Below are 20251 nucleotides of genomic sequence, written 5' to 3' on the forward strand. Positions count from 1 at the left end.
GCGCCAATGAGCGTGCGAACAGACGGAAGAGCAGATGACTGAAGCCTCCACCTACACCATCACAGGCGAAACCGGCGAGTGGGAGGTCGTGGTCGGCCTCGAAGTCCATGCGCAGGTCACATCGAACGCCAAGCTGTTCTCGGGCGCGGCGACTGCGTTCGGGGCTGAGCCGAACACGCAGGTCAGCCTCGTCGATGCGGCGATGCCGGGGATGCTGCCGGTGCCCAACCGCGAGTGCATCCGTCAGGCGGTGCGGACCGGCATGGCGATCGACGCGCAGATCAACCGCTGGTCGCGGTTCGATCGCAAGAATTACTTCTATGCCGATCTGCCGCAGGGCTATCAGATCAGTCAGCTTTACCATCCGATCGTCGGCGAGGGCGCGATCGATATCAGCCTCGACGACAAGAATCCCGACGCCTCGGGCAAGACGATCGGCGTTGAGCGAATCCATGTCGAGCAGGATGCCGGCAAGCTGATGCACGACCAGCATCCGACGCGCTCCTATGTCGATCTCAATCGCTCGGGCGTGGCGCTGATGGAGATCGTCTCCAAGCCCGACATGCGCTCGCCGCAGGAGGCGGGTGCGTATCTCGCCAAGCTGCGTTCGATCCTGCGCTATGTCGGGTCGTGCGACGGCAATATGGATCAGGGGTCGATGCGCGCCGACGTCAACGTCTCGGTGCGCAAGCCGGGCGAGCCGTTCGGCACGCGCACCGAAACCAAGAACGTCAACTCGGTGCGCTTCGTGATGGCGGTGGTCGAGCAGGAGGCCAAGCGGCAGGTCGCGGTGCTGGAGAGCGGCGGACGGATCGTGCAGGAAACCCGGCTGTACGACCCCGATCGTAACGAGACTCGCTCGATGCGGTCGAAGGAAGACGCGCACGATTATCGCTACTTCCCCGATCCCGATCTGCTGCCGCTCGAACTCGATGAGGCGTTCCTCGAGGAATGCCGCGCCAGCCTGCCGGAACTCCCCGACGCCAAGCGCCGTCGCTATGAAAGTGCGGGCATCACGCCCTATCAGGCGGCGGTGCTGACCGCGGAAGTCGAGGCGGCACGCTGGTTCGATGCGCTGCTGGAAGCAGGCGCCAAGCCGGTCGCGGCGGCGAACTGGACGACCTCGGAGTTGTTCGGTGCTCTCAACCGCACGGGCAAGAGCATCGAAACCTCGCCGGTCAGTCCGGCGCAGGCGGCGGAATTGCTCGCGCTGGTGGCGGACGGCACGCTGTCGGGCACGCTCGCCAAGCAGGTGTTCGAGATCATGCTCGAAACCGGGCAGGGCGCCGCTGCCATCGTCGAGGAGCGCGGGCTCAAGCAGACCAGCGACACCGGCGCGATCGAGGCGGTGATCGCCGACGTGCTGGCCAAGAACGCCGACAAGGTCGCGCAGTACAAGGGCGGCAAGGAGGCGTTGTTCGGCTTCTTCGTGGGCCAGACGATGAAGGCGATGGGCGGCAAGGCCAATCCGCAGGTCGTCAACGAACTGCTCAAGACGGCGCTGGCATGATGCGGCGGCTGGTCGTGGCCGGACTGCTGGCGGCGCTTGCGCTGCCGGCGGCTGCGCAGACCAGCCCGGCGCCGCTCGCAATACCAGCGCCCGCGTTGCCACGGGTCGCGTTGGAGACGAGCGCGGGACGGATCGTGATCGAAGTCGAGACGGTCAAGGCGCCAATCACCGCCGCCAATTTCCTGCGCTATGTCGATCAGAAGAAGCTCGACGGCGTGGTGTTCTACCGCGACGTGAAGGTCGCCGATCGCTTCGGTTTCGTCCAGTTCGGCACCGATGGCGATGCCAAGCGGACGCTGCCGCCGATCAAGCATGAGCCGACCAGCGAAACCGGGCTGCACCATACCGACGGCACGATCTCTGTCGCGCGGCTTGGCCTCGGCACCGCGCGCGGCGATTTCACGATCAGCGTCGGCGACCAGACACCGTCGCTCGACGCGGGGCATGGCCAGCCCGCCGACGGTCAGGGCTATGCCGCGTTCGGCCATGTCGTCGAAGGCATGGACGTGGTGGTGAAGATCCTCGACGCGCCGGTCTCGCCGACCGCGACGCGGCGCGGCGCCTTCCAGGGGCAGGTGCCCGAAACACCCGTCGCGGTGGTGAGCGCGCGGCGGGTGAAGGACTGACGGCACCGGTTGCCCTGAGCGCCGCCGCCGCCTAGACCCACGCGAGGCATATCTGTGGGGGTGAAGGTTGGCGATTGAGCGACCAAAGGGCTGGCGGCTGTTCGTCGCGGCGCTGCGGACACGAAAGTCCGCGTCAATGCTGGCGCTGGGCTTCTCCTCGGGGTTGCCGTTCGCGCTGCTGATCGGCACGCTCAACGCCTGGCTTGGCGAAGTCGGCATCACGCTCGCCACGATCGGCGTGCTGTCGTGGATCGGCCTCGCCACCGCGTTCAAATTCCTGTGGTCGCCGCTGGTCGATCGCTTGCGCTTGCCGCTGCTCGGGCGGCTCGGGCGCCGCAAGAGCTGGATCGTGCTGTGCCAATCGATCATCATCATCGCGTTGCTCGGGCTGGTGACGACCAATCCCGCCGTGGATATCGCGCATTTCGCGGGCTTCGCTTTCCTCGGCGCGGTCGCGTTCGCCACGCAGGATATCGCGATCGACGGCTGGCGGATCGACGTCGCCGACGAGACCACGCCGGTCGAACTGCTCTCGGCGATCAATCAGCTCGGCTACCGTGTGGCGAGCATCGTCGGTGGCGCGATCGCGCTCTACATGGCGTCGCGGATGTCGTGGCCGACGGTGTATCTCGTCATGGCCGGCGTGATGACGCTGATGCTTCTCCTCGCGCTCGCCGCGCCCGATACGAAGCGCCCTTCGAACGCGGCAGTGGATGCGCTGTCCGACGCAGGCGAAGTGAAACCGGGGCTGCGCGCGGTGGCGCTGTTGATCGTCGGCGCGAGCTGGACATGGGCGATCGTGACTCTGGTCAGCTTCATGGTCTCGATGCTGGCCGAACCGGTGCCCGGCGTGCCGAGGCCGTCGCCAGCGGATTTCCTCAAATTCTACGGCCCGGCGATTGTCGTCGCTACGGTGCTGGTGCCGCTTGGCGTCGCGGGCTGGGTCAATTGGCTCAAGGATCGCGGGCATGGCGTGCAAGCGCTCGCCGATGTCTCGCATTCGCCGCTGCGGATCGCGGCGAACCATCTCTACGGCGCGCTGATCGCCCCGCTCGCCGACCTTGCCGAGCGGCTCGGCTGGGGCGTGCTGATCGTGATCGGGCTGATCCTCACCTATGCGCTCTGCTACAACGTATGGGCGTCGTTCGCGTACCCGTTCTACCTCGATTTCCTGCACTACACCAAGGACGAGGTGGCGTTCGCCTCGAAGGTGTTCGGCATCGTCATGACGATCCTCGGCACCGCGCTCGGCGGCTTCCTGTTCGTCAAGGTCGGGCGCTTCCCGACGGTGCTGGTGGGGGCGATCCTGCCGATCTTCGGCAATTTCCTCTACGCCGATCTCGCCGACGGATCGCCGTACATCGATATGGTGCTCGGCGCGCTCCAGCTCGACCATCTCGCGGTCGCGCTCGGCAGTGACGAGCGCATGGCACGGCTGCTGCTGGCGATCTGCTACGAGAACGTCTCGACGGGGCTCGCGCTGGCGGCGTTCGTCGCATACCTTTCGAGCATCGTCAGCAAGAAGTTCGCCGCCGTGCAATATGCGGTGCTGTCATCGCTGACCTTCCTGATCGGCTCGCTGGGACGCGGACTCGCCGGCGAGATGTTCGACACGCTCGGCTATGCGACGGTGTTCCGTTATGTCGCGGCAGTCGGGCTGCTGGCGATCGTGTTCGTGCTGCTCGAGTGGTGGCGCGCGTCACGCGTGGCGCGCGTGGCGGAAGCAGGGGGTACGGGCGAGGCGGCCTGAGCGATGCACGTCCTGCCCTTCATGGTCGTGTTCTGGATCGTCCGCGCGATCTACCGCTGGACGCGGCGTCGTTCGGTCGATGGCCGAACGTCGCCCGTCACCGTCGGCCTGCCGCCTCGCCCGCCGCTCGGCGACTATCGCGGGTAGACCGGCTCGCCATCATTGGGCCGGTCGGAGACCGGACTCGGTTCTCAACCCCGCCCGATCGGGTGCCCTGCGTCGGCGAACGCGGCCGCCACCGCCGTCGTGCTCGCCAGCACGCCGTCAACGCAACGCATTCCAAGCAGGTCGGCGAGCAGCAGCGCCGCCGCCGCCGGTTCGCGCTCAACGCGGGCGAGCACGGTCAGCATCGCCGCCTCGGCGTGAGTGATGCGCGAGAAGCAACACGGCGCGATCGCGATCGTGACGCTGGTCTGGGTCGCGACATCGGCCATCAGTGCGCGCATCAGCATCAGCGGGCGGCGATACGCCTTGCCAAATCCGCGCAGCATCGCATGCGCGGCGGTCGCGTCGTTCAGGCCGTGCGCGCCCATGCGGCGGAAGGCGAACAGGAACAGGCGCGCATGGTCACATGCTGGCATATCTTGAAGCGTCAGCGCGGTGGTCGGGGCGATCGTCATCAACTGCTCTCCTGCAACGCAAGAGAGACTGACGTTTCAGCTATTGCAAGTCAATCGCAATTAGTCGGGCCGCTCGCCATTCGCGTCGAGCACGCCGCCGGCGAGATACAACGATCCGAGAATCAGCACGATCGGCGGCTCGGCCGGGTCGGCGATCTGCGCGATATCGGCAAGTGCGGCGGGTACATCCTCGGCGGTATGTGCGGCGATGCCCAACGAGCGCGCCACCCCGGCGAGCGCAGCCGGCGCGTGATGTTCATGATCGGGCACCGGCACCGCGTACAAAGTGGTGGCCAGCGACGCGAACGGCGCGAGCAGCCCGGCGGCATCCTTGTTCGATAGCATGCCGAGTACAAGATGCACCTCGCCGCGCCCGATGCCGGGATGCGCCAGCGACTCGAGCGTGGCGGCGATCACCCCCGCCGCCGCCGGATTGTGCCCGCCATCGAGCCAGAGCTGGCTCCCCGGCGGCAGCAGATCGACAAGCGGGCCGGGCGCGAGTCGTTGCATCCGGGCCGGCCAGGTCGTGTGAAGCGCGGCGGCGCGATAGGCCTCAGTCGGAATGTCGAGCGCGCGCTGATGGCGCAGCATCGCGACGGCGAGCGCAAGATTGCCCGGCTGGTGCGGCCCGGCCATGCGCGGCATCGGCAAGACGAGGGCACCGGCGGCGTCTTCGTAGCGAAGCTGATCGCCGACGCTGTAGCGCCAGTCGCGGCCGAGCGCGATTACCGGCGCGTCGGCATGTTCGGCGGCGCGGGCGATTCGCTCGGTCACGCCGGGCGCGTAAGCCATCGTCACCAGCGGCACGCCCGGCTTGGCGATGCCGGCCTTTTCGGCGGCGATGTCCTCGGCGGAATGACCGAGGAATGCCTGATGGTCGATGCCGAGTTGCGCGATGCCGGTGATGGCGGGCGCGGGGATGACGTTGGTCGCATCGAGCCGACCGCCCAGACCGACCTCGATGATGCACGCATCCGCCGGTGTGCGCGCGAAGGCGAGGAAGGCGGCGGCGGTCGTCACCTCGAAGAAACTCGCGCTGATGCCGTCGGCGCCCTCTTCAGCCGCGTCGAGCACTTCGGAGAGCAGCGCGGCGAGCGTATCGTCCTCGATCAGCGCGCCGGCGATGCGGATGCGCTCGTTGAAACGGACGAGGTGCGGGCTGGTATAAACATGGACTGAAAGGCCAGCCGCCTCGATCGCCGAGCGCAGGAACGCGCAGGTCGAGCCCTTGCCGTTGGTGCCGGCGACATGGAACACCGGCGGCAGCCGCAGGTGCGGGTCGCCGAGCCGGGCGAGCAGGGCGGTGATCCGTTCCAGCCCGAGGATATCGGCACCGGGCGACAGCGCCCAAAGCCGGTCGAGCTGCGTCTGTACGGCGGGGGCGGAGGAGGTGGCGTGATCCGGCATTTCAAATACCTAAAGCCCTCTCCGGCGGGGAGAGGGCGTTTGTTTTGCTTACGCCGCCGCTTTCGCGCCGAGGAAATCGACGACGCTTGCCAGCGTCGCGCGCAGATCCTTGCGGTGCTTGACCATGTCGAGCATGCCGTGTTCGAGCAGATATTCCGCGCGCTGGAAGCCCTCGGGCAGCTTCTCGCGGATGGTCTGTTCGATCACGCGCTGGCCGGCGAAGCCGATCAGCGCGCCCGGTTCGGCGATCTGGACGTCGCCGAGCATCGCGTAGCTCGCCGTCACACCGCCGGTGGTGGGGTCGGTCAGCACCGCGATATAGGGCAGGCCCGCATCGTGGAGCATCTGGATCGCCACGGTCGAGCGCGGCATCTGCATCAGGCTGAGAATGCCCTCCTGCATGCGCGCGCCGCCGGCGGCGGTGAAGATGATGTACGGGCAGTTCTCCGCGATCGCCGCCTCGACGCCGCGCACGAACGCTTCGCCGACGGCAAGCCCCATCGATCCGCCCATGAAGGCGAAATCCTGCACGCCGACGACGACCTTAAGTCCCTCGATCTTGCCCTTGGCGGTGGCGAGCGCGTCGATTTCCTCGGTCGCGGCGCGCGCGGCCTTGAGGCGATCGGAATAGCGCTTGGTGTCGCGGAACTTGAGCGGATCTTCGGGCACCTTGGGGATCGGCAGCACGGTATAGCCCGGATCGAGCGTATATTCGAAGCGCAGCGCCGGCCCGATCCGCTCATGGAAATCGCAATGCGGGCAGACGTGAAGGTTGTCCTCCAGTTCCTTGACGAACACCATCTGACCGCACCCCTTGCACTTGTGCCAGAGGTTGTCGGTGCTCGTGTCCACCTTCTTGGGGACGACGAGCGACAGGGCGTTGCGAACGTTGTCGAGCCAACTCATGCGGCGATGTCCTGACGGGCCGACGCGATGGCGGCGGCGAGGGAGGCGATATAGGCGCGCACCGGCTCGGGCGCATTCGCGCCGTGCTGTCCAACCAGCTCGACGATCGCCGAGCCGACCACGACACCATCGGCGACGCGTGCGACAGCGGCGGCCTGTTCGGGTGTGCGGATGCCGAAGCCGACCGCGACGGGCAGATCGGTCGCGGCCTTGAGGCGGGCGACGGCCTCTTCGATCGAGGCCTGTGCGGCCTGCTGCTTGCCGGTGATGCCCGCGACCGAAACGTAATAGAGAAACCCCGACGCGCCATCGAGTACCTGCGGCAAGCGCGCCGCATCGGTGGTGGGCGTGGCGAGGCGGATCAGGTCGATCCCGGCGGACCGGAGCGCGGGGCCGAGGTCAGCATCCTCCTCGGGCGGGATATCGACGCAGATCACGCCGCTCACGCCCGCATCAGCAGCGGCGGCGGAGAACCATTCGGGGCCGCGCACCGTCATCGGATTGGCATAGCCCATCAGCACCAGCGGCACATGCGGATGCCGGGCGCGGAAGGTCTTGGCGATGGCGAACACGTCGGCGGTCTTGGTGCCGGCTGCGAAGCTGCGCAAATTGGCCGACTGGATCGCCGCGCCGTCCGCCATCGGATCGGTGAAGGGCATGCCGAGTTCGATCACGTCAGCCCCACCCGCGACCAGCGCGTCGAGGATGGCGGGCGTGGCGTCGGGCGACGGATCGCCGGCGGTGACGAACGCGACGAGCGCGGGGCGACCTTGTGCGAAGGCGTCCGAGAGAATGGTCATCGACGCCCCCGCGATTGCGCGACGATCTGTGAGACGGCACCGACGATAGCGCCCGTCGCGAGCGCTTCACCGAGGCGCGGCGCGCGCAGACCCCAGTTGGCGAAGCCCAGCCCGTATTGGGTGATCTCGCGAACGAGCGCGGCGGTGATCGCGCCGACGACGATCCCGGTGAGAAGACTCCGCACGCTGATCATATCGCCACCCCCAGCGCTTCCGCGACCGTGAAGATATCCTTGTCGCCGCGCCCGCACAGATTGGCGAGGATGATCTGGTCCTGTCGCATCTCGCGCGCGCGCTTCGCCACCGCAGCGATGGCGTGGCTCGGTTCGAGCGCGGGGATGATGCCTTCGGTGCGGCACAGCAACTGGAACGCGTCGAGCGCTTCGGTATCGGTCGCCGAGGTATATTCGACGCGGCCGATCGAGTGCAGCCAGCTATGCTCCGGCCCGATGCCGGGATAGTCGAGCCCAGCCGAGATCGAATGCGCTTCGGTGATCTGGCCGTCCTCGTCCTGGAGCAGATAGGTCTTGTTGCCGTGGAGGATGCCGGGTGCGCCACCGGCGAGGCTGGCGGCATGCTCCTTGTCGAGCCCGCGGCCCGCCGCCTCGACGCCGAGCATCATCACGTCGCCATCGTCGAGGAACGGGTGAAACAGCCCGATCGCGTTCGATCCGCCACCGATCGCGGCGACCAGCAGGTCGGGCAGGCGGTCGATCCGCGACAGCATCTGCGCGCGGGCTTCCTTGCCGATCACGCTCTGGAAATCGCGGACCAGCTCGGGGTAGGGGTGCGGCCCGGCGGCGGTGCCGATGATGTAGAAGGTGTCGTGGATATTGGCGACCCAGTCGCGCAGCCCCTCGTTCATCGCATCCTTGAGCGATGCCGAGCCGGTCGTGACCGGGCGAACTTCCGCGCCGAGCAATTTCATGCGGAACACGTTGGGCGCCTGCCGGGCGATGTCCTTGGCGCCCATGTAGATCACGCAGGGCAGGCCGAAACGCGCGCACACGGTCGCGGTGGCGACACCGTGCTGGCCGGCGCCGGTCTCGGCGATGATGCGGGTCTTGCCCATCCGCATCGCCAGCAGGATCTGGCCGATGCAATTGTTGATCTTGTGCGCGCCGGTATGGTTGAGTTCGTCGCGTTTGAACCAGACCTGCGCGCCATAGCCTTCCGGCGCGGACTCGCGCAGCGCCTCGGTCAGCCGCTCGGCGTAATACAGCGGGCTGGGGCGGCCGACATAATGTTCGAGCAGATCGTCGAACTGCGCGTGGAACGCGGGATCGGCCTTGGCGGTGCGATAGGCGGTGTCGAGTTCGAGGATCAGCGGCATCAGCGTCTCGGCGACGTAGCGGCCGCCGAAATCACCGAAATGCCCGCGATCGTCGGGCTGGGCGCGGAAGGAGTTTGGGACGTTCATAGCCGCGAGGCCTTAAAGCGGGGCGAGCGCGCTGTCACGCCCCCGCCGTCGCGTTGCCGTCGCCCCGGCGAAGGCCGGGGCCGCTGTGTTTTGCGCGAGCCGGGTGCCACAAACATAACGGCCCCGGCCTGCGCCGGGGCGACGAAAGTTCAGGCGGTTCTGATCGCTTCCAGAAACGCCCTGATCTTGGCCACATCCTTGATCCCCGGCGCACTTTCGACGCCCGAGGACACATCGACCAGAGTCGCGCCGGTTCGCGTGATCGCGTCGCGCACGTTCGCAGGATCGAGCCCGCCCGACAGCGCCCAGGGCAGCGGGTGGCGGAAGCCGTCGAGCAGGCTCCAGTCGAACCGCACCCCCATGCCGCCGGGCAGCGCGGCGCCGGGCGGGGTCTTGGCGTCGTAGAGGATGCGGTCGGCCGCGCCCATGAAGCTGGCGGCGGCGGCGAGGTCCATGCGGGTGCGGATTGCGACGGCGGCCCAGATTTCGCGGCCGGTTTTCGCACGGATCGCGGCGGCGCGGGCGGGGCTGGTGTTGTGGAGTTGGAGCGCGTCAAGCTGCCCGGCATCAACCACCGACTCGATCAGCGCGTCATCGGGGTCGACCAAGACGCCGACTCGCCTGACATGCGCCGGCACGCGCGCCGCGAGCTGCGCCGCCAGATCGCGCGAGAGATTGCGCGGCGACGGCGCGAAGAACACGAAGCCGACATGGCTCGCCCCGCCGGAGATGGCGGCATCAAGCGTTGTCGGCGTGGACAGGCCACAGATCTTGGCGGTGGTTGGCATGCCCGGCCCATTCCCCACTTTGGCAACGGTGTCCATCCTGACGAGAATTCTGTTCCCCTATCGTTCCGTTTTGTTTAGCATGGGCGCATGGCAAAACCCCAGAAGCGCTATGTCTGCCAATCCTGCGGTTCGGTGTCGCATCGCTGGGCGGGGCAGTGCGGCGATTGTTCGGAGTGGAACACGCTCGTTGAGGAGGTGAGCGGCGTCGTCACGCCGTTCCAGGCCAAGCATAACCTTCAGGGCGGCGGTCGGTTCATCATGCTGTCGGGTCTCGACGCCGACGTCGAACTGCCCGAACGGATGGCGAGCGGCATCGCCGAGTTCGACCGCGCGCTCGGCGGCGGTTTCGTCGAGGGGTCGGCGACGCTGATCGGCGGCGATCCGGGCATCGGCAAATCGACCCTGCTGCTCCAAGCGGCGGCGAAGATGGCGCTCGCCGGCAAGAGCGTCGCCTATGTCTCGGGCGAGGAAGCGGCGGATCAGGTGCGGCTGCGCGCGCGGCGGCTCGGTCTCGGCACCGCGCCGGTGCAACTCGCCTCGGCGACCTCGACGCGCGATATCCTGACGACGCTGTCGCAGGGCACGCCGCCCGATCTGCTGGTGATCGATTCGATCCAGACGATGCATTCGGACCTGATCGAAGGCGCGCCCGGCACGGTCAGCCAAGTGCGCGCGTCGTCGCAGGAACTGATCCGTTTCGCCAAGGAACGCGGCACCGCAGTGGTGCTGGTCGGACATGTCACCAAGGACGGCAGCATCGCCGGGCCGCGCGTGCTCGAACATATGGTCGATACCGTGCTGAGCTTCGAGGGCGAGCGCAGCCACCAGTATCGCATCCTGCGCGCGGTGAAGAACCGCTTCGGCGGCACCGACGAGATCGGCGTGTTCGCGATGGTGGCGGAAGGGCTGACCGAGATCTCCAACCCCTCGGCACTGTTCCTCACCCAGCGCGACGAGGGCGTGACCGGCACCACCGTCTTCCCCGCGCTGGAGGGCACGCGCCCGGTGCTGGTCGAGATTCAGGCGCTTGTGGTGAGACTGGCGAGCGGCGCGACGCCAAGACGAGCGGTGGTCGGCTGGGACAGCGGCCGTTTGGCGATGATCCTCGCCGTGCTGGAGGCACGCTGCGGGCTCAGCTTCTCGGCGTGCGAAGTCTATCTCAACATCGCCGGCGGCTACCGCGTGCAGGATCCCGCCGCCGATCTCGCGGTCGCGGCGGCGCTGGTGTCCGCGCTGTCCGAGCGGCCGGTGCCGGTCGATGCGGTCGCATTCGGCGAGATCGCGTTGTCAGGCGAAGTCCGCCCCGTCGCACACGGCCCGCTGCGCATGAAGGAAGCCGCCAAGCTCGGCTTCGAACGCGCGCTGGTGCCGGCGGCGAGCACGGGCGAAAAGACGACATTGTCGCTGACGGGCTTTCGCACGCTCGGCCAGTTGGTCGAGCATATGCTCGGGCGGTAGGCGAGGCGCCCGATCGCATCGCATGCTTTATACTGCTAAGGGGAACGCCTGCGGGGGCGGATTGGGGGCGATGATGGGCAGACGTGCATATTGGTGGATGTTCGTGGCAGCAGGGCTGTACATGGCCGGGCCAGCCTATGCCGACACGCCAGCGTTACCGACAGCCCCGCACGGCACGATCAAACTTCCGTACGGCGGCGATGTTGTTGTCGAATTTCATGCGAGCGGCGAGATGGCGGTGCTGTCCGCGCGCATGCCCGACGGCCAGATTGGTCCAATCGGCAAGATCGAGAGTCCGACCGGCGCATTGAAGATGCTGGCAGATCGAAGGCTCGCGCCGCTTTGGCCGGCGTTGCTCGCTTGGGCTGGTCCGGATTTGGTTCTGCTGCGGGATCGGGAGGTGGCAGAGCAAGCTTGCCGCCGACGCGGGGTTCCTTGCGGCGACGATGAACGCGACGTCGAACGAACAATGGATGGGCGACCCGGCTTTGGAGGGCGTGTTGCATTATGCGAAAGTCGTCGCGGATGCTGGTCGACCACAAGATGCAGTCACGCTCCTCGAGCAACGGTATGCAACCTTTACCAAGGATCCTGCTCAGGCTGCCTCCCGGATATTTCTGCTCGCGCGTGAAGCCATCATTCGGTTCGATGCCGGTGAGCGTGAGGCCGCGATCGACTTGTTGGAGCGAGCGGCTCAGGATGCGTCGTTGGAAGGCGAGTATAAGCTCAACATCGACGTTAACCAGGCGATGTTGCAAGCGCGTGCTGGGCAATATCAAGCCGCGTTCGTCGTTATAAACGATGCCTGGCGCCGGTTCGACGCACAGAACGCGGACGCAGAGGAGTCCTTCAAGGTTCCGTCGAGCGAGGCGAATTTCGCGTGGATCAAGGCGTGCGCACTCGATGGCTTAGGGCAACATGAAAAAGCGCGTTCCTTGATGGCGCAGATCGATGCCGGAACGCCGCGCTCACCGGATCGGGCGGTCGAGGCGCAAGCGAGGATCAACGGATTTGTGTGCATGCATGACGACGCCTCTCTGGCAGACGAGTTCGTCGCACAACTCGCAACGGCAATACCATTATCTGACGTTTTCGTCTTGATGCAGCCCGAAAGCCACTTCGATGCCCGAGAGCGGGCGACCGTCGCCGCCGCGCTCCGGCGACCGGTTGTGGCGGAATCTCTCGCGGTAAGGGCGCGTTTACTGGCGCCCGCATTTCAACCTGCCTTGGAAAACTGGGCTAGTACCGCGCCTCGACCACACTGAGTGCGCAACATAGGCATCCACGACGCCGTTGTGTCATATATAGACAACACACTCGACACACACCGCTCCGGCATCGTAAGCGCGCCCGCATGGGACTGACCGCGCTCGACATCATCGTTCTTATTTCGATCGGCGCCGCGGCGCTGCTCGGGCTGGTGCGCGGCTTCGTCACCGAGGTGCTGTCGCTGTTCGCCTGGGTGGCGATCGTGTTCGCGGTCAAGCTGTTCCATGTGCCCTTAGCGCACGCGCTGACCGGCATCGTCGGTACGGTGACCGGCGCGGCGGTGCTGGCGTTCGCGATCCTCGCCGGAGTCACCTATTTCGGCGGGCGGCTGGTCGCGCGATCAATCGGCGGGCGAATCCGCGATTCGGTGGTCGGCCCGCTCGACCGCGCGCTCGGCTTCGGGTTCGGCGCGCTCAAGGGGCTGATCCTGACGAGCCTCGGCTTCCTGCTCATCGTGCTGATGACCGACACCGTCCACGGCGGCCCGGCGCACCGGCCCGAATGGCTGACGGCCTCGAAGACCTATCCTCTGCTCAACGCAACCAGCGCGGGAATCGCCGATTTCGTCGATCGCCGGCGTAAGGGGGTGCCGGTGTTCGGCCAGATCGCGCCGCTGACACGCGAAACGGCGGAGAACCGCACCGATTGATGCCGGTCACGCCGGGAGTCGGTGCCGTGGTGAGGACCGCTGCGAAAATGGTTGCGGCAGCGGCATTATGGCCGGCGGCGGGGTGACGGACCGCCGATCCCGCCTTACATCGGGCGCATGACCGCACCGCTCTACAATACCGAGATTCTCCGCCTCGCCGCGACCATCCCTTATCAGGAGCGGCTCGCTCAACCGATGGCGTCGTCGGAAAAACGTTCGCCGATCTGCGGCAGCCGCGTGACGGTCGATGTCGTCACCGATGCCGAGGGTCGAGTCAGCGAAGTGGGCATGCTCGTGCGCGCCTGCGCACTTGGTCAGGCTTCCTCGTCGCTGCTCGCGGCCAGCGTCATCGGTCGCTCGCCTGCCGAACTGGCGGCGGCACGCGACGCGCTCACCGATTGGCTCGCGGGCACCGGGCCAGTGCCCGACTGGCCCGGTCTCGATATCTTCACGCCCGCCTTGCCGCACAGCGCGCGCCACGCCTCGATCCGGCTCGCCTTCGAGGCTGCGGCGGAAGCGGCCGCGGCGGCGTCGCTGCAGCGCGCGGCATGACGGAGAGCCTGCTCGGCGCCGGCGCCGTGCTCGGCGGCTTCGCGCTGCTGTTCGTGCTGATCTTCCGCCGGTTCGGGCTGGGTGCGACGCTGGGCTATCTCGTCGCCGGCGCGGTCGTCGGCCCGCAGGTGCTCGGGCTGGTGGGCGATGCCGAGCAGAAGATCGGCGTGGCCGAACTCGGCATCACCCTGCTGCTGTTCATCGTCGGTCTCGAACTCAACCCGTCGCGGCTATGGAGTCTGCGCAAGGAAATCTTCGGGCTGGGGCTGCTTCAGGTCGTGCTCTGCGGCCTCGCGGTGACGGGCGTGGTGTGGCTGTTCGCCGGCTTCTCGATCGCCTCCGCGCTCGCGCTCGGCCTGCCGCTGGCGCTGTCCTCGACCGCGCAGGTGCTGCCGATGCTGCAATCCGCCGGCCGGTTGCGTACCCCGTTCGGCGAACGTGCCTTCTCGATTCTGCTGTTTCAGGATCTGTCGATCGTCCCGCTCATCACCATCGTCGCGGTGCTGTCGCGCAATCCTGCCGACGCGCATGGGCCACCCGGCTGGCAATTGTTCCTCTACACCATCCTCGCGATCGTCGGGCTGGTGCTGGCCGGACGCTTCCTGATGCGGCCGATGTTCCGCGTGATCGGCAATCTCGGCGAGCGCGAGATGTTCGTCTTCGCCGCGCTGTTCACCGTCGTCGCGGCGGCGGCGATCATGGAATCGCTCGGGCTGTCGACTGCGCTCGGTGCGTTCGTCGCGGGCGTGATGCTCGCCGACAGCCCCTATCGGCACGAGATCGAAAGCGATGTCGAGCCGTTTCGCTCGGTGCTGCTCGGGCTGTTCTTCGTCGCGGTCGGCATGATGCTCGATCTGCACGCGATCGCCGCGCGACCGCTCTTCGTGGTGGGTATGGCGGCGGCGCTGATCGTCACCAAGACCGCGATCATCATGGGCATCGGGCTGCTGTTCCGCATGACGTGGCGGCAGGCGTTCGCGCTCGGGCTGTTGCTGAGCCAGGGCGGTGAGTTCGGCTTCGTGCTGTTCGCGCAGGCGCAGAACGCCTGGCTCATCAAGCCCGAGGCGGCGAGCCTGTTCGGCGCGATCGTCACGCTGTCGATGGCGACGACACCGTTTCTAATGGCGCTGACCCAGCGGCTGCGTACCGAGCCGATCGTCGCCACCGGCGACCGCGAGGGGCCGCGCGCCGATGGTGCCAATGCGCTGATCGTCGGCTATGGGCGCTTCGGCCAGACGGTCGCGCAGATGCTGATCGCGCAGGGCATTCCCGTGACGCTGATCGACACCGACATCGAGATGATCGACGTCGCCGGCGAGTTCGGCGCCAAGGTCTATTATGGCGACGGCACCCGGCTCGATCTGCTCCGCCAGGCGGGCGCGAGCGAGGCCGAACTGATCCTGTTCTGCATCGACAAGGATCAGGTGACGCTCGATCTGGTCGAGGCAGTCCACACCGCATTCCCCAAGGCGGGTATCTTCGTGCGCGCCTATGATCGGCGCTCGCTCATCAAGCTCAAGGGAAGCCCGGCGGCGGCGGTGGTGCGTGAGGTGCTCGAATCGGCGGTGAAGATGGCGCGGCTGGCGATGGCCAGCCTCGACATCGACGAAGAGGAGATCAACCGCAGCGAGGCGCATTACCGCGCGCGCGACAAGGAGCGGCTCAAGGCGCAGCTCGACAGCGGCGATTTCCGCACCGAGGCGGCGCGGATGCTGGTACAGGATGTCCGGGAAGAATTGCGGGAGGGCGGCTGATGAACTGGCTGGTAATCGCGGCGGCACTATCGGGGGCGCTCGCGGTCGGCGCGGGCGCTTTCGGCGCGCACGGGGCGAGCGGGCAGGCGCAGGCGTGGCTCAAGACGGGCGGCGAATATCAATTGATCCACGCGGTCGCGGCACTCGTGGCGGCACAACTTGGCGCGCGCGGGCCCGGCTGGCTGTTCGTCGCCGGCGCGTTCATCTTTGCAGGCACATTGTACCTGATGGCGCTCGGCCTGCCGCGCTGGCTCGGTGCGGTGACGCCGATCGGCGGCGTGCTGCTGATTGCGGGATGGCTGTGGCTGGCGTGGGGCGCGGCTTGGTAAGGTAAGTCGCTCCGGCGTTTATCACACCCGTTCATGCCGAGCGCAGTCGAGGCACCTGCGCTCGGGACGAACGGAAGCCAGCCGGATCTCGTCGCGCTTCAGCTCGCGAGCAGCTTCATGATGTGCGTGCCGTCCTCAAACCAAAACCCGTTCGCGCTGAGCCAAGGTTTCAGACTTTGACCGTGCCCTTGCCGTCGAGCAGCCGCACGATCGCCGAGAAATCCAGCGCGCCGTTGCCGGCATCGGCGAAGCGCTGGTACAGGTCGGCCGCCCGCGCGCCCATCGGCGTGTCGGCACCGACGGAAGCCGCCGCTTCCATCGCCAGCTTCAAATCCTTGAGCATCAGCGCGGTTGCGAAGCCGCCCTGATAGTCGCGGTCAGCCGGCGTCTCCGGGCCGACGCCGGGCCACGGCGCGTAGCTGGTCAGCGACCAGCTTTGCCCGGAGCTGACGCTGGCGATCTCAAAGAACTTCTGTGGATCGAGTCCGAGCTTGTCGGCGAGCAGGAACGCCTCGCACGTCGCGATCATCTCGGCGCCGAGCACCATGTTGTTGCAAATCTTGGCGGACTGGCCAGCCCCGCTCGCACCGGCATGGATCACCGCCTTGCCCATCTGCGCGAGATAGACTTTCGCGCGCGCGAACGCGTCGTCGGTGCCGCCGACCATGAAGGTCAGCGTACCCGCATTCGCCGCCGCGATCCCGCCCGAAACGGGCGCATCGACCATCGCGAAGCCCTTCGCCGCGGCGCTTTCGGCAACGCGCTTGGCGGTGGCGACGTCGATCGTTGAACAATCGATCAGCAGTGCGGCCACGGGCGCGGCACCGAACACGCTGTCGGCATAGACCGACTCGACATGGCGGCCGGCGGGCAACATCGTCACCACCGCGTCGGCGCGGTCGCACGCTTCGGCTGCGCTGGCGACCGGCACGCAGCCCGCCGCCCTGGCGCGATCGAGCGCCTCGGCGGAGAGATCGAAAGCGCGCACGTCATGCCCGTGCTTCGCGAGGTTCGCGGCCATGCCGCCGCCCATATTGCCGAGTCCGATGAAGCCGACGCGTGCCATGTCTCTCTCCCCTTAGCGGCCGACCCAGACAGCCGGCCGTTTCTCCACGAAGGCGGTCATGCCCTCGCGCTTGTCCTCGGTCGCGGTGAGGAGCTGGAACAGCCGGCGCTCGCTCTGAATGCCCTGCGCCAGCCCGCTTTCGAACGCGAGGTTGACCATTTCCTTGTTCACCATCGCGGCGAGCGGCGGCATTGCCGCGATCGTCGCGGCGGTCTTGAGCGCGTCGGCGAGCAGATCGGCGGCGGGCACGATCCGCGCGACCAGCCCGGAGCGCTCGGCTTCCTCGGCACCCATCATCCGTCCGGTCAGGCACATTTCCATCGCCTTCGCCTTGCCGACCGCGCGCGTCAGCCGCTGCGAGCCACCCATGCCCGGCGCGACGCCGAGCTTGATTTCGGGCTGGCCGAACTTGGCAGTGTCCGAGGCGAGGATGAAGTCCGCCATCATCGCCAGTTCGCACCCGCCGCCGAGCGCGAAGCCGTTGACCGCCGCGATCCACGGCTTGCGCGTGCCGACCACGCCGCGCTGCCAGCCGGAGAAGAAATCCTGCAGGAAGAAATCGGCGGCGGGCTTGTCGACCATCTCCTTGATGTCGGCACCCGCGGCGAACGCTTTCTCGCCGCTACCGGTCAGAACCGCGCAGCGCTGGTCGGGGTCGGCGTCGAACGCTGCGAACGCGTCGATCAGATCCGCCAGGACTGCGGTGTTGAGCGCATTGAGCGCCTGCGGACGGTTGAGCGTGATGAGCGTGACGGCGTCGTGACGTTCCACGAGGATGTTTTGATAGGTCATGCCGGTGTCCAGGCCTCATGTGCGGGGAGGGGTGCGAAGATCGCGTCGATCGTGGCGTCGCTCACGCCCTCGGGCGTGGCGGGGTTCCAGCGCGGCGCATTGTCCTTGTCGACGATCAGCGCGCGCACGCCCTCGATGAAGTCGTGCCGCTGCGCAACCCGGGTGGCGACCGCATATTCCTGCCGCATCTCGTCGGCGAAGTCGGTCATCGCCGACGCTTCGGCAAGCAGGCGGAGCGAGACCTTCATCGCCTGTGGGGACTTGGCGCTGAGCGTGGCGCGCTGCGCCGCCGCCCATTCGCCCGGATCGGCGGCGAGCGCGGCCAGCACGTTTTCGAGCCGGTCCGAGGCGAACAGGCGGTCGATATCAGCGCGGTGTGCGAGGATCGCCGCGCTGGCGGCGACCGTGCTCGCGTCATCGAGGATCGCGGCCAACGCCTGCGGTGTCGCACCGATCGCAGCCTTGACTGCATCGAGCGCGGCGGCAGGAACGAAATGCGTCGCGAGGCCGAGCGCGAGACACTCCGCGCCATCGAGCCGGTAGCCGGTCAGCGCGACATACTGCCCGATCCGACCCGGCAGCCGCGACAGATACCAGCCGCCGCCGACATCGGGGAACAGGCCGATGCCGGTCTCGGGCATCGCGAACTTGGTGTTCTCGGTCGCGACCCGGAAACGCGCCGGCTGCGAGATGCCGACCCCGCCGCCCATCGTGATCCCGTCCATGAAGGCGACGATCGGCTTGGGATAGGTGAACAGCCGGTGGTTGAGCTGGTATTCGATGTGGAAGAAGTCCCGTGCCGCGCTGCCGTCGGCGGCACCGCTCTCCGCGATCATGCGGATATCCCCGCCCGCGCAAAACCCGCGCCCCTCGGCATGGTCGATCATCACCGCCTCGATCGCCGGATCGCCCTCGGCGGCATTCAGCGCGTCGAGCATGCCCACGCACATCCCGGTGTTGAGCGCATGGATCGCCTTGGGCCGATTGAGGCGGATACGCAGCACCGCGCCCTCGGTCAGCGTGAGGACGTCGGTCACTTCAGCAAATCCCGCCCGATGATCATCCGCATCACCTGGTTGGTGCCCTCCAGAATCGAATGCACCCGCAAATCCCGCCAGAAGCGCTCGATCGGATAGTCCATCAGATAGCCATAGCCGCCGTGCAGTTGCAGCGCGCGATCGGCCACCGCCGAACCGGTATCGGTCGCCAGCCGCTTCGCCATCGCCGCGAACCGGGTCTTGTCGGGTGCGCCGCCGGTCACCTTCGCCGCCGCCATGTAGAGCAATGCGCGCGCTGCCTCCAGATCGGTCGCCATGTCGGCGAGCGTGAACTGGGTGTTCTGGAACTCGGCGATCGCCTTGCCGAACTGCTTGCGATCCTTCGTGTACGCCACCGCCTCGTCGAGACAGCGTTGCGCGCCGCCGAGCGAACACGCGCCGATGTTGAGCCGTCCGCCATCGAGCCCGCTCATCGCGATCCTGAAACCCTCGCCCTCTGCGCCGAGCAGATTCTCCGCCGGCACCCGCACGGAGTCGAGGATCAGTTGCGCGGTCGGCTGCGAATGCCAGCCGAGCTTGCGCTCCTGCGCGCCGAAGCTGACGCCGGGCATGTCCTTCTCGATAACGAGGCAGGAGATGCCCTTCGGCCCATCCTCGCCAGTGCGGACCATGACGACATAGACTTCGTTTTCGCCCGCGCCCGAGATGAACTGCTTCGAGCCGGTGACGACATACGAATCGCCATCGCGCACCGCGCGCGTCTTGAGCGCCGCCGCGTCCGATCCAGACCCCGGCTCGGTCAGGCAATAGCTCGCGATTCGCGCCATCCCGACGAGATCGGGCAGGTACTTCGCCTTCACGTCAGCGCCACCGAACGTGTCGATCATCCACGACGCCATGTTGTGAATGCTGATGAACGCCGAGGTGGAGGGGCAGCCATAGGCCATCGCCTCCATGATGAGCGCCGCCTCCAGCCGCCCCAGCGCGATGCCGCCGCTGCTTTCCGAAACGTAGATCGCCCCGAAGCCGAGTTCCGCCGCCGCGCGGATCGTGTCGCGCGGGAAGATATGCTTTTCGTCCCATTCCGCCGCGAACGGCGTGATACGATCGGCGGTGAAGCGCCGCGCCAGCTCCTGGATTTCGCGCTGGTCGTCGGTCAGGTCGAACTGGTTCATACGCACATCACTTCCGCTTCGATTTCAACGCGCCACTCCGGCCGGATGAATCCCGACACGATCAGCGTCGTCGTGGCCGGACGCGCCGTGCCGAACCAGCGACCATGCACCGCCGCGACCGAGGGGAAGTCGGCGCGGTCGGTCAGATAGATGCACGTGCGGACCGTGTCGGCAATATCGCCGTCGAGATCGGCGATCGCCTGGGCGACGATCGCGCAACACCGCTCCATCTGCGCCGCCGCGTCGCCCGGTGTGGACGACCCATCAGGCTCGATCGGCGCGGTGCCGGCGACCATGATCTGATTGCCTGTCCGCACCGCGCGCGAAAACCCCAGGATCGGCTCCAGCGGCGAACTACTACTCACGCGACGCTTCATTCCCG

At 67.1% G+C, this 20251-nt stretch carries 22 protein-coding genes; 10 read left to right on the top strand and 12 right to left on the bottom strand.

The window, feature by feature from the left end:
* Positions 1-34 precede the first annotated feature (34 nt).
* The 4 genes from gatB (at position 35) to J0A91_RS13595 (ending at position 4033) form a co-directional block, all read left to right on the top strand.
* Positions 35-1510 (top strand): Asp-tRNA(Asn)/Glu-tRNA(Gln) amidotransferase subunit GatB, encoded by a 1476-nt coding sequence (gatB, locus tag J0A91_RS13580; RefSeq protein ID WP_069205358.1) that lies wholly within the window; start codon positions 35-37, stop codon positions 1508-1510.
* Positions 1507-2136: a peptidylprolyl isomerase gene (locus J0A91_RS13585; protein ID WP_083224675.1), complete on the top strand. Its 630-nt coding sequence runs from the start codon at positions 1507-1509 to the stop codon at positions 2134-2136. Before gatB ends, J0A91_RS13585 begins: the two co-directional genes overlap by 4 nt.
* 67 nt (positions 2137-2203) lie before the next feature.
* Positions 2204-3886, top strand: a complete 1683-nt coding sequence (locus tag J0A91_RS13590) for an AmpG family muropeptide MFS transporter (protein ID WP_069205359.1) — start codon at positions 2204-2206, stop codon at positions 3884-3886.
* A 3-nt stretch (positions 3887-3889) separates the two neighbouring features.
* Complete coding sequence (locus J0A91_RS13595) at positions 3890-4033, top strand: hypothetical protein (protein ID WP_169833141.1); 144 nt, start codon at positions 3890-3892, stop codon at positions 4031-4033.
* 44 nt (positions 4034-4077) lie between these two features.
* On the opposite strand, the gene J0A91_RS13600 is transcribed toward J0A91_RS13595, so the two are convergent.
* From J0A91_RS13600 to J0A91_RS13630, 7 genes are all read right to left on the bottom strand, one after another.
* Complete coding sequence (locus J0A91_RS13600; protein WP_069205360.1) at positions 4078-4506, bottom strand: DUF6628 family protein; 429 nt, start codon at positions 4504-4506, stop codon at positions 4078-4080.
* Positions 4507-4566: 60 nt separating this feature from the next.
* A complete protein-coding gene (locus J0A91_RS13605; RefSeq protein ID WP_069205361.1) occupies positions 4567-5913 on the bottom strand; it encodes a bifunctional folylpolyglutamate synthase/dihydrofolate synthase in 1347 nt (448 codons plus the stop codon).
* Between the two features lie 48 nt (positions 5914-5961).
* The gene (gene accD / locus J0A91_RS13610; RefSeq protein ID WP_069205362.1) at positions 5962-6819 is read right to left on the bottom strand and encodes an acetyl-CoA carboxylase, carboxyltransferase subunit beta; all 858 of its coding nucleotides are present in this window, start codon (positions 6817-6819) and stop codon (positions 5962-5964) included.
* On the bottom strand, positions 6816-7619 hold the full coding sequence (gene trpA / locus J0A91_RS13615; RefSeq protein WP_069205363.1) for a tryptophan synthase subunit alpha: 804 nt from the start codon (positions 7617-7619) through the stop codon (positions 6816-6818). The genes accD and trpA overlap by 4 nt, the downstream gene beginning before the upstream one ends.
* Entirely contained in the window at positions 7616-7813 is a 198-nt protein-coding gene (locus J0A91_RS13620) for a hypothetical protein (protein WP_069205364.1), read from the bottom strand. The genes trpA and J0A91_RS13620 overlap by 4 nt, the downstream gene beginning before the upstream one ends.
* The gene (gene trpB, locus J0A91_RS13625) at positions 7810-9039 is read right to left on the bottom strand and encodes a tryptophan synthase subunit beta (protein ID WP_069205365.1); all 1230 of its coding nucleotides are present in this window, start codon (positions 9037-9039) and stop codon (positions 7810-7812) included. The genes J0A91_RS13620 and trpB overlap by 4 nt, the downstream gene beginning before the upstream one ends.
* Positions 9040-9188: 149 nt before the next feature.
* Positions 9189-9827: a phosphoribosylanthranilate isomerase gene (locus J0A91_RS13630; RefSeq protein WP_069205366.1), complete on the bottom strand. Its 639-nt coding sequence runs from the start codon at positions 9825-9827 to the stop codon at positions 9189-9191.
* 87 nt (positions 9828-9914) lie between these two features.
* Between J0A91_RS13630 and radA the strand changes: the two genes are divergently transcribed.
* The 6 genes from radA (at position 9915) to J0A91_RS13660 (ending at position 15838) form a co-directional block, all read left to right on the top strand.
* Positions 9915-11285, top strand: coding sequence for a DNA repair protein RadA (gene radA, locus J0A91_RS13635; protein WP_069205367.1), 1371 nt, complete (start codon positions 9915-9917; stop codon positions 11283-11285).
* 446 nt (positions 11286-11731) lie between these two features.
* Positions 11732-12550, top strand: coding sequence for a hypothetical protein (locus J0A91_RS13640; protein WP_069205369.1), 819 nt, complete (start codon positions 11732-11734; stop codon positions 12548-12550).
* Between the two features lie 89 nt (positions 12551-12639).
* Positions 12640-13203, top strand: coding sequence for a CvpA family protein (locus tag J0A91_RS13645; protein WP_069205370.1), 564 nt, complete (start codon positions 12640-12642; stop codon positions 13201-13203).
* A 117-nt stretch (positions 13204-13320) separates the two neighbouring features.
* A complete protein-coding gene (locus J0A91_RS13650) occupies positions 13321-13755 on the top strand; it encodes an iron-sulfur cluster assembly scaffold protein (protein ID WP_069205371.1) in 435 nt (144 codons plus the stop codon).
* Positions 13752-15509 (top strand): cation:proton antiporter domain-containing protein, encoded by a 1758-nt coding sequence (locus J0A91_RS13655; protein WP_069205372.1) that lies wholly within the window; start codon positions 13752-13754, stop codon positions 15507-15509. Before J0A91_RS13650 ends, J0A91_RS13655 begins: the two co-directional genes overlap by 4 nt.
* Positions 15509-15838 (top strand): DUF423 domain-containing protein, encoded by a 330-nt coding sequence (locus tag J0A91_RS13660; protein WP_069205373.1) that lies wholly within the window; start codon positions 15509-15511, stop codon positions 15836-15838. Before J0A91_RS13655 ends, J0A91_RS13660 begins: the two co-directional genes overlap by 1 nt.
* Positions 15839-16007: 169 nt before the next feature.
* On the opposite strand, the gene mmsB is transcribed toward J0A91_RS13660, so the two are convergent.
* From mmsB to J0A91_RS13685, 5 genes are read right to left on the bottom strand one after another with little or no spacing between them, the layout of a single operon-like run.
* A complete protein-coding gene (gene mmsB, locus J0A91_RS13665) occupies positions 16008-16904 on the bottom strand; it encodes a 3-hydroxyisobutyrate dehydrogenase (RefSeq protein WP_069205374.1) in 897 nt (298 codons plus the stop codon).
* Positions 16905-16916: 12 nt separating this feature from the next.
* Complete coding sequence (locus J0A91_RS13670) at positions 16917-17696, bottom strand: enoyl-CoA hydratase-related protein (protein ID WP_069205375.1); 780 nt, start codon at positions 17694-17696, stop codon at positions 16917-16919.
* Entirely contained in the window at positions 17693-18733 is a 1041-nt protein-coding gene (locus J0A91_RS13675; RefSeq protein ID WP_069205376.1) for an enoyl-CoA hydratase/isomerase family protein, read from the bottom strand. The genes J0A91_RS13670 and J0A91_RS13675 overlap by 4 nt, the downstream gene beginning before the upstream one ends.
* Entirely contained in the window at positions 18730-19869 is a 1140-nt protein-coding gene (locus J0A91_RS13680) for an acyl-CoA dehydrogenase family protein (protein WP_069205377.1), read from the bottom strand. The genes J0A91_RS13675 and J0A91_RS13680 overlap by 4 nt, the downstream gene beginning before the upstream one ends.
* Entirely contained in the window at positions 19866-20234 is a 369-nt protein-coding gene (locus J0A91_RS13685) for a RidA family protein (protein ID WP_240502011.1), read from the bottom strand. The genes J0A91_RS13680 and J0A91_RS13685 overlap by 4 nt, the downstream gene beginning before the upstream one ends.
* Between the last annotated feature and the right edge of the window lie 17 nt (positions 20235-20251).

Source organism: Sphingomonas panacis (assembly GCF_001717955.1).
Classification (GTDB): domain Bacteria; phylum Pseudomonadota; class Alphaproteobacteria; order Sphingomonadales; family Sphingomonadaceae; genus Sphingomonas; species Sphingomonas panacis.